The sequence below is a fragment of the Flavobacterium sp. 5 genome, from assembly GCF_002813295.1.
Classification (GTDB): Bacteria; Bacteroidota; Bacteroidia; order Flavobacteriales; family Flavobacteriaceae; genus Flavobacterium.
On the sequence record NZ_PHUE01000001.1, the window covers coordinates 779,608 to 796,201 of the forward strand.

Here is a 16,594-nt window from a genome sequence, read left to right on the forward strand (position 1 = left end):
ATAAAAAGGATATCGGCTCTATCGGGGCTAGGGCATTTGGTTTCAAAAAACAATATTTTAATTATAAAAAAACCATTTTAGTAAACAAACTACACTAATAATATTTTTAACAAAAAAGACAACAAACACACTTTACTTAACAAATTAAATCCTATTTTTGGGAAAACAATTGTTTTTTCGCAATACAAATGGCTAAAATCAGGATTTTAAATATTCTTAAATTTTAAATAAATAGTCCCTAATTAAGAGTTTTTCAAGACAAACTGAGGCATCATAAATTGAACCATTAAAGAAAAAATTAGCAGAAATAATAAAAGGTGAAACCAAAAAACCATAAATAATAAACGAGATAAAATATTCCTAAATGAAAACAAATCAACTTTCCCAACTATTGAGTGTATCGGCTGTCCTGTTTTTTAGCACGGTAATTTGCAATAAGACAACCGCACAGAATAAAAACTATGCAACAACTATAGCCACTGCAGCAGATAAAATTGAACCAAAAGTAATCGACTGGAGACACGACATACATCAAAACCCAGAACTTGGTAACCGTGAAGTACGAACTGCTGCTTTGATTGCCAAACATTTACAATCATTAGGAATTGAAGTAAAAACCGGTGTGGGGATTACAGGTGTAGTGGGGATTTTGAAAGGAGATAAACCCGGACCAGTAGTAGCTCTTCGAGCTGATATGGATGCACTACCTGTCGAAGAAAAAAATGATTTACCATTTGCTTCAAAAGTAAAAACCACTTATAACGGAAAAGAAACTCCAGTTATGCACGCTTGCGGACACGATGCTCACGTAGCGATATTGATGGGGGTTGCCGAGATATTATCGGGTATGAAAAAAGACTTAAAAGGTACTGTCAAATTTATCTTTCAGCCAGCCGAAGAAGGGGCTCCTTATGGCGAAGAAGGTGGCGCAGCTCTTATGATCAAAGAAGGAGTATTGGAAAATCCAAAAGTAGATGTGATTTTTGGATTACACATGGATGCACAAACTGAAGTTGGAAAAATTGGCTATCGTCCAGGCGGAATTATGGCTGCCGTAGGATCTCTTAAAATTACTGTAAACGGAAAAGGTTCTCATGGAGCTGCCCCTTGGTCTGCTATTGATCCGATCGTTGTTTCGGCACAAATAATCAATAATCTGCAAACCATTGTAAGCCGTAATGTAAACATCACCGAAAATCCTGCTGTAGTAACCATTGCTTCTATTCATGGCGGAAACCGTGACAACATAATTTCAGATAAAGTAGAAATGTTGGGTACTGTAAGAACTTTTTCAGACTCGGATCAAAAACTAATTTACGACAGAGTCAAACAAGTAGCCGAAAAAACTGCCGAATCTGCTGGCGCTACTGCCGATGTAATCCTACCTTACGAGCATTATTACCCTGTTACTTATAACAACGAAAAACTAACTGCCGAAATGTTGCCTACCCTGGAAAAATCTGCAGGCAAGGAAAACGTACTATTGAAACCCGCCATAACTGGTGCAGAAGATTTTTCATTCTTTCAGAAAAAAGTTCCGGGAATGTACTTTTTTATAGGTGGTTTACCAAAAGGCGCCGATTCTAAAACATCTGGTCCACATCATACCTCTCAATTTATTATTGACGACAAAGCTTTAAAAACAGGATTAAAATCGTTGTCAAATTTGGTCTTGGACTATATGGAGATGACAAAAAAATAACATCCTCCACAAAATAGAGTACTCAAGTTGCTCTAAACAAACTGAACATAACCCATACATTTGAAGAGATTTAGAACTCCAAAAATGTATGGGTTATTATTTTTCAGGAGCTATTCCCGCTTTCGCCTTTATCTTTTTGCCTCGATTGTCATCGATACAAAAAGGATATCGGCTCTATCGGGGCTAGGGCATTCGGTTTCATAAGTAACTATTTATTTACTGCACTTTTGCAGGAGTAAACTATACAAAACACATAGCCAACTATACGTTTTATATAGTTTGCATATACATTTACCATGTACAACTATATATTTAGTATGGCAGAACCTATCTTTTACTATAGTACCACCTATAATTTATCATAGTACAGCCATGCTTTTAGTATAGTACCACTTATAATTTAGTATAGTACAACCATTATTTTAGTACAGTATAACCTATCATTTAGTATAGACAGCCTACATTTTAGTATGGTACTACTTATCATTTAGTATAGTGTAGCCATTGTTTTAGTATAGTATAACCTATCATTTAGTATAGCTAGCCTTCATTTTAGTATGGCATACCCTATCATTTGTTATAGTTAACCTCCATATTAGTATAGTATAGCCTACTATTTAGTATAGTTATACCATCAACTTTATACACCTATAACTAAGTTAACAACTTGATTCTGTAGAGTTTTAAATACAATTAAGGTTATTTATCGTATTTTCGTTTAGCAAAAAACACTTAACCTTAAGATCTTAATTTTGTCAAAAGCAAAACATGTGGCTGTGAAAAAACTATTTGAAACCTGTTCCATACAACCGATTCTGAGAGGTCATTTTTAAATTTATTCACAACTTTTTGTAACCTTAAAAAAAGATCCATTATGAAAAACAGCATACTCATTTTGACTTTTATTCTGTTCGCAAGTTTATCATTCGGACAAACAATAAAACGCATTGATGGAACAAAAATCTCCGTTGACAGCATTCAGCATAAAATTGATTATTTGATGAAAGCTGCAAATGTTTCAGGAGTTGCAGTTTCTATTTTTAATGACAATAAACCCGTTTTTAGTAAAACGTATGGTTTTGCAAATGTTCCCAAAAAAGAGCCACTCACACAGAATTCTGTTATGTACGGAGCATCCTTTTCAAAAGCTGTTTTTGCGTATATTGTAATGCAATTTGTTGATGAAAAAATTATCGATTTGGATAAACCCTTATATCAATATCTCTCCAAACCTCTACCCGATTATGATTTTACCAGCAAAAAACGTGGCTATAAAGATTTACAGAATGACGAGAGATATAAAAAAATCACTGCCCGAATGTGCCTCACACACACTACTGGCCTACCCAATTGGCGTTGGATTGAAGAAGATAAAAAACTTAAAATAAAATTTGAACCAGGTACACGTTATAGTTACTCAGGCGAAGGGCTTTATTTATTGCAATTTGTATTGGAACAGATTACAAAAAAGAATCTGGAAGAGATTGCACAAGAAAGAGTTTTCAAACCTTTGGATATGCAATATACAAGCTACATTTGGCAGAAAAAATTTGATAGTAACATTTGTTTAGGACATAATGGAAATGGAGAACCATATGAACTCAATCAAACTCAAAACCCAAATGCAGCAGGTTCATTGAGCACAACACTTTCCGATTATACTAAATTCTTTACTGCATTAATAAAAGGACAAGGAATTAGCAAAAACGCTTTTATAGAGATGACTTCAGCACAAGTCCGTATCAAATCAAGGCGCCAATTTGGGCCACTTGCAAAAATTGATAGCACAGACAATGACGCCATAGCATTAAGTTACGGATTGGGTATTGGCGTTTTCAAGACACCTTATGGAAGAGCTTTTTTTAAAGAGGGACACGATGATGGTTGGGGACATTATTCTATTTGTTTTCCAGATAAAAAAATTGCCATAATCATAATGACAAACAATGATAACGGCGAAAGTATTTTTAAGGAACTTTTAAAGTATTCCATTGGTGACAGTTTCACACCGTGGCAATGGGAAAATTATATTCCTTATAATGCAAAGAACTAAATAATACGAAGGTTTATAAAAACAGCCTACAAGAATAACATTCAAATAAAAAACATGAATAATCTCGACACTCACAATCAACGTATCGCAAAAATGACTTTCGCTACTGTCTATCCTTTGTATCTCGCAAAGATTGAAAAGAAAGATAGAACAAAAGAAGAGTTGCATCAGGTTATAAAATGGCTAACAGGCTTCGATGACGATAAAATTCAAGAACTTATAACTGAAAAAGTAACTTTCGAAGCCTTCTTCGAACAAGCTACGCTAAATCCAAATGCTCAACTCATAACCGGTGTAATATGTGGATATCGTATCGAGGAAATCGAAAATACTTTGACAAAGCAGGTTCGTTATTTGGATAAGCTGGTCGATGAGTTGGCAAAAGGCAGAAAAATGGAGAAGATTTTACGTGGTTAATAAATCGCAAACAAACTTCATTCTCATCCTAAAAATAGCTGTAAACAACTGTTATACCGATTACAAAAATGGTTTCACTATCTTTGCACCGAAATTTAGAAAATGAAATCAATAAAAAATACCGAAAAGACAAGTTTACATCCAAGAAATCCTCATCGATTTGGATATAACTTTGAACTATTAACACAAAATAATCCCGAACTAGGGAAATTTGTTTTTGTTAATAAGCATGACATTGAAACAATTGATTTTAGTGATCCTCAAGCTGTAAAATTACTCAACCAAGCTTTATTACAAACGGATTACGGTATTCAAAATTGGGACATTCCTAAAAATTATCTTTGTCCGCCAATTCCTGGACGTGCAGATTATATTCATTATCTAGCCGATTTGTTGGCTTTATCTAATAAAGGAAAAATCCCAGAAGGGGAAAATGTATTGGGTCTTGATATTGGTGTAGGTTCAAATTGTATCTACCCTATTCTTGGTCATGCAACTTATGGATGGAATTTTGTAGGTACTGATATCGACTTAAAGGCTATCGAAAATTGCAGTAAAATTATTGAAGCTAATCCAAAACTAATCGAGGCTATTAGCTTACAACAACAAACCGAATCTCGTTTTATTTTTAAAAACATTATCACACCCGAAGATAGATTTACTTTTATACTTTGCAATCCGCCTTTTCATAATTCTGCCGAAGAAGCACAAAAAAGCACTACTCGAAAAGTAAATAATTTGAATCCAAAAGCACCGAAAATAGACAAACCTGTTTTGAACTTCGGTGGTCAAAATACCGAATTGTGGTGTGATGGAGGTGAACTCGGATTTATCAAACAAATGATCTACGAAAGTGCCAAATACCCTATGCAATGTTTATGGTTTACCACTTTAGTTTCTAAAAGTGATAACCTAAAAAGCATTTATAAAACATTAGCCAAAGTACAACCTGCAACTATAAAAACGATTGACATGGCTCAAGGCCAAAAAACCAGCCGATTTGTTGCTTGGTCATTTTTAACCGAAGAACAGCAAGAAAACTGGAAGTTTGAGTAATTAAGCTTTCTAACTACATTATGCAGATTTAAGATTTTAATCTCAATTTACAATTTATTGTCTCAAATCTTCAAACTGCAATCTAGTCATTGCCAATAAACTTTGTAACTTTGTAATTCTAAACCTTGAAAAAAGCACATGGATTTCAAAGTAGTTTCAGATTATAGTCCAAAAGGAGATCAACCGCAAGCTATTGAGAAATTAGCTCAAGGTATTGAGGCAGGTGAACAATTCCAAACACTTTTGGGAGTTACAGGCTCAGGAAAAACATTTACAGTTGCCAATGTAATTCAGGAAGTGCAAAAGCCAACTCTAATTTTAGCTCACAATAAAACTTTGGCAGCTCAATTATATTCGGAGTTCAAACAGTTTTTTCCAAATAATGCTGTAGAATACTTCGTTTCCTACTACGATTATTACCAACCAGAAGCTTTTATGCCCGTTACAGGGGTTTTTATCGAAAAAGATTTGTCTATTAATGAAGAGCTTGAAAAAATGCGTTTAAGCACTACTTCTTCGCTCCTATCGGGACGCAGGGATATTATTGTGGTCGCATCTGTTTCTTGCATTTATGGTATTGGAAATCCTGTAGAATTTCAAAAGAACGTCATTGCTATCGAAACCAATCAAATCATTTCAAGAACCAAATTATTAAAAAGTCTGGTTCAAAGTTTGTATTCCAGAACAGAAGCAGATTTTACTCCTGGTAATTTCAGAATCAAAGGCGATACAGTTGAAGTGTATCCAAGTTATGCCGATGATGCATTTAGGATTCATTTTTTTGGTGATGAAATTGAAGAAATCGAAAGTTTCGACACCAAGACTTCCAAAGTCATTGAACGCTTCAAAAAACTTACTATTTATCCAGCTAATATGTTTGTAACTTCTCCAGATGTGTTGCAAAATGCAATTTGGGAAATCCAACAGGATTTGGTCAAACAAGTAGATTATTTTAAAGAGACTGGAAAACATTTAGAAGCAAAACGTTTAGAAGAACGAACTAATTTCGATTTAGAAATGATTCGGGAATTGGGGTATTGCTCAGGAATTGAAAATTATTCCCGTTACCTCGACGGCAGAGAAGCTGGTACAAGACCTTTCTGTTTATTGGATTATTTCCCAAAAGACTTTTTGATGGTTGTGGATGAAAGTCACGTAACGATTTCACAAGTACATGCCATGTATGGAGGTGACCGTTCACGTAAAGAAAATTTGGTGGAATACGGTTTTAGATTACCCGCAGCAATGGACAATAGACCATTGAAATTTGAAGAATTTGAAGCGATGCAAAACCAAACTATTTATGTTTCGGCAACGCCAGCTGATTATGAATTACAAAAATGTGATGGTGTTTATGTAGAGCAAATTATTCGTCCAACGGGATTATTGGATCCAATTATTGAAATCCGACCAAGTTTGAATCAAATTGATGATTTGATAGAAGAAATTCAGCAACGATGTGAATTAGACGAACGTGTTTTAGTAACCACTTTGACCAAAAGAATGGCTGAAGAGTTGGCTAAATACTTAACTAAAGTAAACATTCGTTGTCGTTACATTCACTCAGATGTAGATACTTTAGAACGAATTGAAATCATGCAGGATTTACGAAAAGGAATATTTGATGTTTTAATTGGTGTGAATTTATTGCGTGAAGGATTGGATTTACCTGAAGTTTCATTGGTAGCAATTTTAGATGCTGACAAAGAAGGATTTTTAAGAAGCCACCGTTCACTTACACAAACTATTGGTCGTGCCGCAAGGAACTTAAACGGAAAAGCAATTATGTATGCCGACAAAATCACAGCCAGCATGCAAAAAACAATTGATGAAACTGAATATAGAAGAACCAAACAAATCAATTTCAATACAGAGAACAATATTGTCCCTCAGGCTTTAAATAAAAAAATTGAGAGTGCCTTTACCAATAACAAATTGGTAGAATACGAATTGGGACATATTATGAATGCAGCAGCAGAACCCGAAACTGCTTATATGTCAAAACCAGATTTAGAAAAATTGATTCGCGAAAAACGAAAAGCAATGGAAAAAGCCGCAAAAGATTTAGACTTTATGCAGGCAGCAAAATTCCGTGATGAGATAAAAAAATTACAAGAACAAATTCATTAATTGAGTTGCTCTTGGAAAAGGCTTAAAAGTACTTCGGGAGAAATCATCGCATTAGAAGATTCTTTCATCATCTTTAAAATACGGTTAGTAGCACTTGGATTCAATCCCATGTTAATTGCAATTTGGCGAATGGCTTCTTCTTCTTTTGAATGCAAAACACCGTCGCAATGCATTAACAATGCCAAACGATAAAATTGCTGAATCCTTTCAAACTCTGATTTGATAACTCCGTCAGGCAATTCTTGATGAAACAATTCATTGAATTCATTTTTGTTAAGACCTAGTTCCTGAGCCACTATCCAAACAAATTGATATTCTCTTTCATGCAATCTGCCATCGACAACTGAAAACGCAATCATCTCCGATAATAACTTTATTTTTTCTTCCTGGGTATTCATCAAATTAGTATTTTTAGCTAAAATATTCATTTTTTCTAAATCTAAAATAAATTCGCCTTGAAAATATTTATACTAATTCCGTTTTTTCTAATTTTTGGCATAACAGCTGCTCAAGAAAGTACCGCTTCCAAACAAGTTTCAATTTTTACAATGGAAGTACCTCAATTGAAAACTACAAGAAAAATTTGGTTGTATTTACCAATAGGCTATGAAACTTCTACCAAAAAATATCCTGTTATTTATATGCATGATGCTCAAAATTTATTTGACAAAAAAACCTCTTATGCAGGAGAATGGAATGTTGATGAGAAACTAGATAGTTTGAAGGCTCAAGTAATTGTAGTAGGAATTGAAAATGGCGGAGAAAAACGCATCGACGAATTAACTCCTTATAAAAACGAAAAATATGGTGGTGGAGAAACCGATAAGTATCTCGATTTTATTGTAAAGACCTTAAAACCTGAAATCGATAAAAAATACAGAACAAAACCTAATGCCAAAAGCACCACAATTATGGGGAGTTCATTGGGCGGATTAACTTCTTATTATGCCGTTATAAAATACCCAGAAGTTTTTGGAAAAGCAGGTGTTTTTTCTCCTGCCTTTTGGATTAACCGAACAGAAATAAATGACTTAACTACCAATAGTAAAAAACTAAAAGTCAAAATTTATTTCCTCTGTGGAGATTCTGAAGGAAATGATGACAGCATGGTTAAAGATCTTGACCACATCGAACTTTTACTAAATACCAATCGCTGTTATTGCTTACACCTTAATAAAAAAGTAATTATAAAAGGTGGTCATCACAATGAAAAACTATGGAGAGATGGTTTTTCGAATGCAATTCTGTGGTTAGGTTATTAAAAATTTAGCAAAGATTCTAAAGCAATTTACTTTTTAGAATATTCTTTTTCCATTTGAGTAATGATACTTCTTATAGATTCTGAACCAATTCCTTTAGCTTTAATGACTTTATTTTTATCTAAAATATAAATCACGGGTGTAGTCACTACATCGTATTTGTCTTTTAGGTTATTGATATGAACTCCATCATAAACATTAATCCAATCTACCTTATTGTCGACAATGTATTTTTTATATTTATCAAATTCGTTTTGAGTATAAACCCCAAAAACCTGAACAGCTTTATTTTCTTTCAATAAATCATGGTATAATTCGAGAATTTTAGGTACTTCTTTTTGGCAATGACCACAGTCCACATCCCAAAAAAGAAGAATCAAATAATCTGCTTTTATACTGGATAATGTCACGTATGTTTTTTCAATTTCGTCCTTATTGGCATAATAAATCTTGGTTATTTCATCACTTGTTTTTGCTGTATCAAAACCCATTTTAGCTATTTTATCATGCCCAGGTATATCAATCATATACAATTCGGGAGCAGTTTTCCCAAGTTGTAATGGTGCCAAAACATCACCCCTGTTTATAATAATCTTGATTACACTATCATCATAAACACCTTTGGCTTTTCCTGTTTTAAAATAATTATTAACCATATATACAAACACTTTATCCATTCCCATAATTTTAGGAATCTCGTAGGTCTGAGTAAAATAAGCCAATAACAGCATATTCATTTTAGTTCCTTGCTTCGTTTTTAGCATCATTCTGTCAATTTCCGCACAAATCGAATCTGGATGTTGCACCACAGTGGTATTAAAATATTGCTTTATTTTATTAGCAAAAAATGGATTATTTAACATGGCATCATCTTCGAAATTAACTCCATCCCAAAAATGTTTTTTATAATATGTATAAGAATAAATACTATCGGGTCTGCCGTTGGAAGCTTTTGGAACATCCTTAGCTATTTTTTCAGTCTTTAAATTGAGTATTTCTGAAAGATAGGTGCCTTTGTTTTGAGTAATATAATTTAAATCATTTTGCAGAATAACTTCATTCAAAACTTTTAATTCATTAGCGATAAGCTTAGTTGAATCAGATTTTTTTTCCTCTTTAATAGCTTTTTTAAAGCTGTTGAATTCTTTGTTTTTATCAGAAACAAAACGAATATAATTAAAGAAATTTTCATTTTGTTTAGAGTTGATTGCCTTCAAATTTTCTACTAAACTAGATTTGTCCGTAGTAATTTGTTGTTTTTGAGATTGATCATCAATAATGAAATCAAAATAATTCCCTTTGTCCTGACTGAGTAAAAAGTAAACACCTTTGTCTAATTTCTTCTTCCCTTTAAAAACAATATTTCCATTTACCACTTTTTTACAAGTATCAGAAATATACAATTTATCAAATTGGTAAAAAGCTAAATAAGCAATAGTATCTTTACAATTTTTCAAATTAATCTTAATCTCATGACCAGTCTGTGCTTGTGCAAACTGTAAACAAACAAAAAAAACAAAAGACATTAAAAATTTCTTCATAGTAAAAAATAATCTTTAGGAATAGTATCACTTTATCTTTCAAAAATAATAGAATTAAAATGTATTTTCAAATCTGCGCGATTATTTATTTTATACAGCAGTAATTCGTAATTTTTAATTCATAATTCATAATTTGCAAATGCTTATCTTTGCCCTTTAAATAATAAAAAATGACAAATAACGATATATTCAAAAAACTTCGAGTGGCCTTGATGTTACGCGACGATCAAATAATAGAAATTTTAGAATTGGTAGATTTTAGAATTTCAAAATCTGAATTGGGAGCTTTTTTCCGTGATGAAAAACATGAAAACTACATGGAATGTGGCGATCAGGTTTTACGCAATTTCCTAAACGGGTTGGTAATTCATTTAAGAGGAACCAAAGAAAACCCTAAAAACCCAAATGAAGTTTTAGCTAAACACAAAGCAGAAATTCCGAAGGCAGCAACTTCAAAAGACAGACCAGAATTTAAAGCTAAACCAAAGGATGCAGAAAAATCCAGAGGAGACCAAAGCCCATCAAAATCTGGTTCTGGTGCCAAAAAACCTAACAAAAAAGAATTCCCAAAAGGCAACGGAAAAACTTCTCCAGTAGAAAAAGTAAAATACAATTTTGGTAAAAACAAAAAATCCTAAGCTAGCTTAGGATTTTTTTATATCTTATTTTGATCAATACGTTCGAAAAATACATTTTTGAACGTTGCTCCTATTGGTAATTCTTTGTTATTGATAAAAACAGAAAAACTATCTGTAGAATCAATTTGTTTTAAAGCCACGACAAACGATTTATGAATTTGAATGAAATCATTTTCAGGCAAGGATTCAATAACATTTTTCAAAGACGAATGTGTGATAATCTGTTGCTTTAAAGTATGAATACAAACATAATTCTGGAGACTCTCTACATACAAAATATCATTTAAAAGTAATTTCTGAAATTTGTTTTTACCATCTGTTTTTATAAAAATAAATTCTGACGAACTACTGTTTTCAACTTCGGATTTAGCATCAGAACTCAATTTTGAAACTGCCTGATAGAAACGCTCAAAAGCTATTGGTTTCAGCAAATAATCAACTGCATTTAACTCAAATCCTTCTAATGCAAAATCAGGGTAAGCAGTTGTAAAAATAACTTTTACATCTTTAGAAATAATTTTAGAAAATTGTATTCCTGTTAACTGAGGCATTTGAATATCTAAAAAAACCACATCAACTTTATTGGAATTCAAAAATTCTAATGCTTTTAATGAATCATTAAAAACACCAACCTCTTCAAGAAAAGAAACCTTTTCTAAATAGTTTTTTAAAATACGAGTTGCTGGCGGTTCATCATCAACAATTATACATTTGAATTTCATAAACTTATTTTTAAAGGGATTTTCAAATACATCTTAAAGATATTATTTTCTGCTGTATTTTCAAGTACAAATTTATCCTTATAGGCATATTCCAAACGCTTCATTAAATTATCAAAGCCAATACCCGTAGAATAATAATGCTCTCCTCCCATACTATAATTGAAAGTATAAATTTCTAGAAAACCTTCATTTATTTTAATTGTAATAATCGCTTTTTTATCAGGATCATTTAGTGTTCCGTGCTTAAAAACATTTTCTATAAAATGAATTAAAACAGATGGTACTATTTTTTCAGATGTATAATCTCCTTCGATTGAAAAATCTAGATAAAGCTGATCTTCAAATCTTTTCTTTTGTAAATGAATATAATTTTCTACAAATTGAATTTCTTTAGAGAGTAATACTTCCACTTTATCTGTTTCTGTAATTACGTAGCGAAGTAAATCTGACAATACTAAAACATCTGAAGCCATTTCATCATCTTTGCCAACCAATTGACTATAAAATGTATTTAGTGTATTGAATAAAAAATGAGGACTAACTTGAGATTTCAGCATTTGAAATTCAACTTTTTTATTCTCTAAAAGCAATTCTTGATTCTGTTGATAAGCTTCTTGAAATTTCCAGAATAAAAAACTTAAAGAACTTAGAATCAAAGCAGGTAATCCGAAGAAAAAATTATCTCTGATGTAGAATTCTATTTCTCTGCTTTTCTCTACATAATTATGAATTCCAATAATTTCAAAAAGAATTACCTCTTGAAAAAGGTATCGAACTCCTGCAAAAAGAACTAATGAAATAGGAATGGTTAGTAAGTAAATAAAAATCTTTTTCTTGTTTAAAAACCAATTACAAAAAGTATAAAAATTAATACTATACACCACAAAAAGGGCTAGTAATTGGCTAAATGAAAACAGAAAGAATAGTTTATTAAGAATAGAAGCTCCATCTTTTTCTCCTACACCAATATCCCAGATGTAAAGAGCGACAAACAAGCCTAAGAATAAGACAATATGATAATAGAAAGGAATTTTTAATTTCATAGTAGCTTTAGAATAATATCAAAAATACAATTATACCTTTTAATGAAAACAATATTTATATGAAACATCAATTTCTGGGGATGATCACTCAAAAACGGTACACAACCTTTTTTTTATATCAATTTGACTAGTTGGTAATTTGGAATTTGGTGTTCATCAAAAATTAGAAGATGTTGTTTAAATCACTGCTACTTTAGCATAGAATTTAAATCAAATCATCATGCAAAAAATCATTTTATTATTAGTCCTTTTTACATTGAATGCAGTTTCTGCTCAACCTAAGAAAAAACAAATCCTAGTAATAGGAACTTTCCATTTTGAAAATCCAGGACTCGATGTCGCTAAAGTCAATACGTTTAATGTGATGACTGACAAAAGCCAAAAGGAACTAGAAAACATTACTAACAAAATTAAAAAGTTTGGTCCTGACAAAGTTTTTGTGGAATGGAATTATGAAAAACAAGACAAGCTTGATAAATTTTATAATAGAAATACTGATAGCATCCTTAAAAAAAATGCAGACGAAATTGTACAATTAGCATTACGATCTGCTAAAAAACTAGGTCATAAAAGGTTATTTGGTATTGATTACAATCAGACTAATTTCCCTTATGATAGTTTGACTAAAGGTATGACAGAAGCCAATCAGGTGGGGTTATTAAAAAGTAATTTGGAGACGATGGCTTATTATGAAAACTCTCAAAATGAAAAAATTGCGAAATATAACTTGACGGAACTTCTTGTAGATATAAATACAACAAAATCTAATGCCGAAAATATTGAATGGTATCTTGGAACGGCAAATAGAGCAGGTAAAGTTGATAATTTTGTAGGCGCTTATTTGGTCTCTGAATGGTATAGAAGAAATCTTTATATGTATTCTTTAATTCAGAAACTGACGGAGAGTAAGGACAATAAAGTTATGGTACTTCTTGGTGCTGGTCACGCTGCCATGCTACGAGAATTTATAAAGCATGATCCTAATTTTGAAATTATAGAACTAGCTACTATTTTAAAATAATAAAATAAATCTAACATAAAAATCCTAAGCAAGCTTAGGATTTTTATGTTTTTATTGGTTTACAAGCCTGATTAAGAACTACAACTTAACATCGAACAACCTACTTTGTCTCTGGCCCAATCGGGTCTTTTGGCAAACCATTTTTGGCTGTCAGGTTGTTCGTCATAGGGTTTTTTAAGCAATTCGAAAAATTCATTTACTAGAGAATAATCGCCTTTATCAGCTTCGTCGATACTTAGCTGTGCCATATAATTTCGTAATACATATTTTGGGTTTACAGTATTCATTTGTTGCTTTCTTTCATCGTCAGTAAGTATTTCTTCACTGATTCTATCCGAATAATGATTTAGCCAAGTATGCCAATTATTTAAGGTTGTTTCTGTTATATCCTTTTCGTTATAAAAAGCTTCTTTGATTGTGTCGAAAGCAGCTTCTGTGGTATCTTCTTTTTGGATGTTTCCTAGATTTCTAAAGAAAATAGTCATATCGGTCTCTACCAATTGCAGTAATTCTGTTAGGTTTTCTATTAAAATAGCATCTTCCTCTTTTATTATTTTGAAGCCTATTTTGTTTCGCATCATATTCAAATACTCTTTTTGATAATCGACACTGTAAGCATTTAAGATTTCTTCGAGTGGTTTGGCATCATTGATTAAAAGGTATAAAGCATTCGCTAATTTGTAAAGATTCCACAATGCAATTTCGGGTTGGTTCCCGAATCGGTATCTTTTATTTTGCCTATCTGTTGTATTGGGTGTCCAATTTGGATCGTAATCTTCCAACCATCCGTAAGGTCCGTAATCTATAGTTATGCCGTGAATTGACATATTATCGGTATTCATCACTCCGTGAACAAAACCAACGCGCTGCCAATGCACAATCATATCTAGTGTTGTTCTAGTAATTGCTTGAAAAAAGTCAAGATATTTTGTTATACCCTCGCTTTTAATAGTTGGAAAATGGTGCTTGATGGTAAAGTCTGTCAGCAATTTGAGATTGACACGATCGTTGCGTGAGTAGAATAATTCGAAACTACCAAAACGTATAAACGATGGTGCTACTCGACAAACGACAGCTCCTTTTTCGTAAGCTGGATTTCCATTGTATAGTATATCACGTAGAACTTCGTCTCCCGAAAGCATTAGTGAAAGTGAACGGGTTGTGGGAACGCCTAAATAATGCATCGCTTCGGCGCAAAGATGTTCCCTGATGGAAGAACGCAATACCGCAAAGCCATCGGCGGTGCGAGAATATGGTGTAGGTCCTGCGCCTTTTAGTTGTAAGGTGTAGGATTTATTATCATGAGTGACTTCGGTTAGGTTGATGGCGCGCCCATCTCCTAGTTGTCCTGCCCAATTCCCAAATTGATGTCCTGCGTAAGGCAGAGCAAAGGGTTTTGTATTTGGATAAACTGTCTTACCTGAAAAAACATTTAAAAAATCATCTGATTGAATATCTGACTGAGATAATCCTAATAGATTGGCGACTTCGGCAGAAGCATGAATCAAGGAAGGATTTGACGGCTGTTTTGGTGTTACATACGAAAAACAGGCACGTTCTACTTGTCTTGGAATATTGATTTCACTTGGATCTGCTGGCAATTCGGTTGTGAAATTATTTTGAATATGAAGTTTCATCTGTTGTATAAATTAATATACTGTAAAGGTATTTCATATCTGACAGATTATTGAAATCTTACGATAACTTTATTTTATATGTAGAATCGTTATACTTATAAAACGTAATGAGCAGATAATTTTGAAGATTACAAAATATTAATTTAGTTTTGCGAAAAAAGACATGAAATCATTTGATGTAGCGATTATTGGTAGCGGTCCCGCAGGTGCTTCGGCGGCTTTTGAATTATCTAAATCAGGTATTTCTGCTGTAATTATTGAAAAGGAAACCCTGCCAAGATATAAAACTTGTGGAGGAGGACTTGTTTATAGAGGCCTAAAAAATATGCCATTTGATATTACATCGGTAGTTGAAAAAGAATTTTATGCTATTGATACTTATTTTTCTAAAAAACATCCTTGCATAACAACCCGAAGAGAAAATCCAATTGTAAGCATGGTGATGCGCGATGCTTTTGACAATTTAATAGTTGATAAAGCTAAAAATAACGGAGTCACTTTACTGCAAAACCATAAAGTTTTGGATATTACTTTTGGAGATGTCCTAACCATTCATACTACTGAAGGAGATATTACAACTAAGTTTATTATTGCTGCGGATGGGGCATTGAGTCCGATAGCTAAAATAGCTGGCTGGAAAGAAACGAGAACTCTAATTCCTGCATTGGAATATGAAGTTGAAGTTTCTGCCGCTGATTTTGAACGATTGTCTCACGATGCCCGATTTGATATTGATGCTATTCCTTATGGATATGGATGGTGTTTTCCTAAAAAAAATCATCTCTCTATTGGGGTTGCTGTTGTTGTAAAAACCAACAAAAAAATCAATCTGAAACAGTATTATGCAGACTATTTGAAAACGCTTGGCATTACTGAAATTATTACTGAAGTAGGACATGGTTTTGTTATTCCGGTATCGCCAAGAACTGATACTTTTGTGCGAAAAAATGTTTTTTTGACAGGAGACTCCGCAGGTTTGGCAGATCCATTGGTAGCAGAAGGTATCTCTAATTCTATTTTGAGCGGTGTACAAGCTACCCAAGCTATTATAGAAAGTAATTTGGATCCAGAGAAAGCAGCGTCCTTATATATTGAAAAATTAGAAGCGACTATTTTACCCGAAGTTGAAAAAGCTGGAGTGTTGGCACATCATTTCTATCATAAAAAAACATTTAGAAATATTATTTTAAAAAAATACGGTCAGTATGCTGCTGAAGCAATGACTGATTTGTTTATGGGAGAAAGAACATATCCTAAAGACTATATGAAGAGGATTAGTAGACAAATTAAAGAAGCTATTTTTTAATTCTGATTAAGTTCCTGTTTGTAGAACTACTTAAAAATACTATTTAAACTTTTATTTCATAAAAAAATC

At 32.7% G+C, this 16,594-nt stretch carries 14 protein-coding genes; 9 read left to right on the forward strand and 5 right to left on the reverse strand.

Going from position 1 to position 16,594, the window contains the following annotated elements:
- Nucleotides 1–364: 364 nt before the first annotated feature.
- The 5 genes from CLU82_RS03200 (at nucleotide 365) to uvrB (ending at nucleotide 7,358) form a co-directional block, all read left to right on the forward strand.
- Nucleotides 365–1,702 carry an amidohydrolase gene (locus CLU82_RS03200; RefSeq protein WP_100841732.1) on the forward strand — a complete coding sequence of 446 codons (1,338 nt, stop codon included), beginning with the start codon at nucleotides 365–367 and terminating at the stop codon, nucleotides 1,700–1,702.
- A gap of 874 nt (nucleotides 1,703–2,576) precedes the next feature.
- Nucleotides 2,577–3,755: a serine hydrolase gene (locus tag CLU82_RS03205; protein WP_100841733.1), complete on the forward strand. Its 1,179-nt coding sequence runs from the start codon at nucleotides 2,577–2,579 to the stop codon at nucleotides 3,753–3,755.
- A 54-nt stretch (nucleotides 3,756–3,809) separates the two neighbouring features.
- A complete protein-coding gene (locus CLU82_RS03210; RefSeq protein ID WP_100841734.1) occupies nucleotides 3,810–4,172 on the forward strand; it encodes a DUF2200 domain-containing protein in 363 nt (120 codons plus the stop codon).
- A 102-nt stretch (nucleotides 4,173–4,274) separates the two neighbouring features.
- Nucleotides 4,275–5,228, forward strand: a complete 954-nt coding sequence (gene rlmF / locus CLU82_RS03215) for a 23S rRNA (adenine(1618)-N(6))-methyltransferase RlmF (RefSeq protein WP_100841735.1) — start codon at nucleotides 4,275–4,277, stop codon at nucleotides 5,226–5,228.
- A gap of 138 nt (nucleotides 5,229–5,366) precedes the next feature.
- Nucleotides 5,367–7,358: an excinuclease ABC subunit UvrB gene (gene uvrB, locus CLU82_RS03220; protein WP_100841736.1), complete on the forward strand. Its 1,992-nt coding sequence runs from the start codon at nucleotides 5,367–5,369 to the stop codon at nucleotides 7,356–7,358.
- On the opposite strand, the gene CLU82_RS03225 is transcribed toward uvrB, so the two are convergent.
- Nucleotides 7,355–7,756 carry a TerB family tellurite resistance protein gene (locus tag CLU82_RS03225; RefSeq protein ID WP_100844914.1) on the reverse strand — a complete coding sequence of 134 codons (402 nt, stop codon included), beginning with the start codon at nucleotides 7,754–7,756 and terminating at the stop codon, nucleotides 7,355–7,357. The two genes, uvrB and CLU82_RS03225, sit on opposite strands and share 4 nt — an antisense overlap.
- 57 nt (nucleotides 7,757–7,813) lie before the next feature.
- Between CLU82_RS03225 and CLU82_RS03230 the strand changes: the two genes are divergently transcribed.
- Complete coding sequence (locus CLU82_RS03230; protein ID WP_232735201.1) at nucleotides 7,814–8,620, forward strand: alpha/beta hydrolase; 807 nt, start codon at nucleotides 7,814–7,816, stop codon at nucleotides 8,618–8,620.
- A 26-nt stretch (nucleotides 8,621–8,646) separates the two neighbouring features.
- Here CLU82_RS03230 and CLU82_RS03235 read toward each other — a convergent pair whose 3' ends face one another.
- A complete protein-coding gene (locus CLU82_RS03235) occupies nucleotides 8,647–10,158 on the reverse strand; it encodes a thioredoxin-like domain-containing protein (RefSeq protein WP_100841737.1) in 1,512 nt (503 codons plus the stop codon).
- 170 nt (nucleotides 10,159–10,328) lie between these two features.
- On the opposite strand from CLU82_RS03235, the gene CLU82_RS03240 reads away from it, so the two are divergent.
- On the forward strand, nucleotides 10,329–10,796 hold the full coding sequence (locus CLU82_RS03240; RefSeq protein WP_100841738.1) for a DUF1456 family protein: 468 nt from the start codon (nucleotides 10,329–10,331) through the stop codon (nucleotides 10,794–10,796).
- Nucleotides 10,797–10,813: 17 nt separating this feature from the next.
- Here the strand turns inward: CLU82_RS03240 and CLU82_RS03245 are convergent, their stop codons facing one another.
- Both CLU82_RS03245 and CLU82_RS03250 read right to left on the reverse strand, forming a co-directional pair.
- Nucleotides 10,814–11,518, reverse strand: coding sequence for a LytTR family DNA-binding domain-containing protein (locus CLU82_RS03245; RefSeq protein WP_100841739.1), 705 nt, complete (start codon nucleotides 11,516–11,518; stop codon nucleotides 10,814–10,816).
- Nucleotides 11,515–12,561: a sensor histidine kinase gene (locus tag CLU82_RS03250; protein ID WP_100841740.1), complete on the reverse strand. Its 1,047-nt coding sequence runs from the start codon at nucleotides 12,559–12,561 to the stop codon at nucleotides 11,515–11,517. The genes CLU82_RS03245 and CLU82_RS03250 overlap by 4 nt, the downstream gene beginning before the upstream one ends.
- 220 nt (nucleotides 12,562–12,781) lie before the next feature.
- Between CLU82_RS03250 and CLU82_RS03255 the strand changes: the two genes are divergently transcribed.
- Nucleotides 12,782–13,582: a DUF5694 domain-containing protein gene (locus CLU82_RS03255; protein ID WP_100841741.1), complete on the forward strand. Its 801-nt coding sequence runs from the start codon at nucleotides 12,782–12,784 to the stop codon at nucleotides 13,580–13,582.
- 71 nt (nucleotides 13,583–13,653) lie between these two features.
- On the opposite strand, the gene CLU82_RS03260 is transcribed toward CLU82_RS03255, so the two are convergent.
- A complete protein-coding gene (locus CLU82_RS03260; protein WP_100841742.1) occupies nucleotides 13,654–15,219 on the reverse strand; it encodes a YdiU family protein in 1,566 nt (521 codons plus the stop codon).
- A 163-nt stretch (nucleotides 15,220–15,382) separates the two neighbouring features.
- On the opposite strand from CLU82_RS03260, the gene CLU82_RS03265 reads away from it, so the two are divergent.
- Nucleotides 15,383–16,525, forward strand: coding sequence for a geranylgeranyl reductase family protein (locus CLU82_RS03265; protein ID WP_100841743.1), 1,143 nt, complete (start codon nucleotides 15,383–15,385; stop codon nucleotides 16,523–16,525).
- Nucleotides 16,526–16,594: the final 69 nt, after the last annotated feature.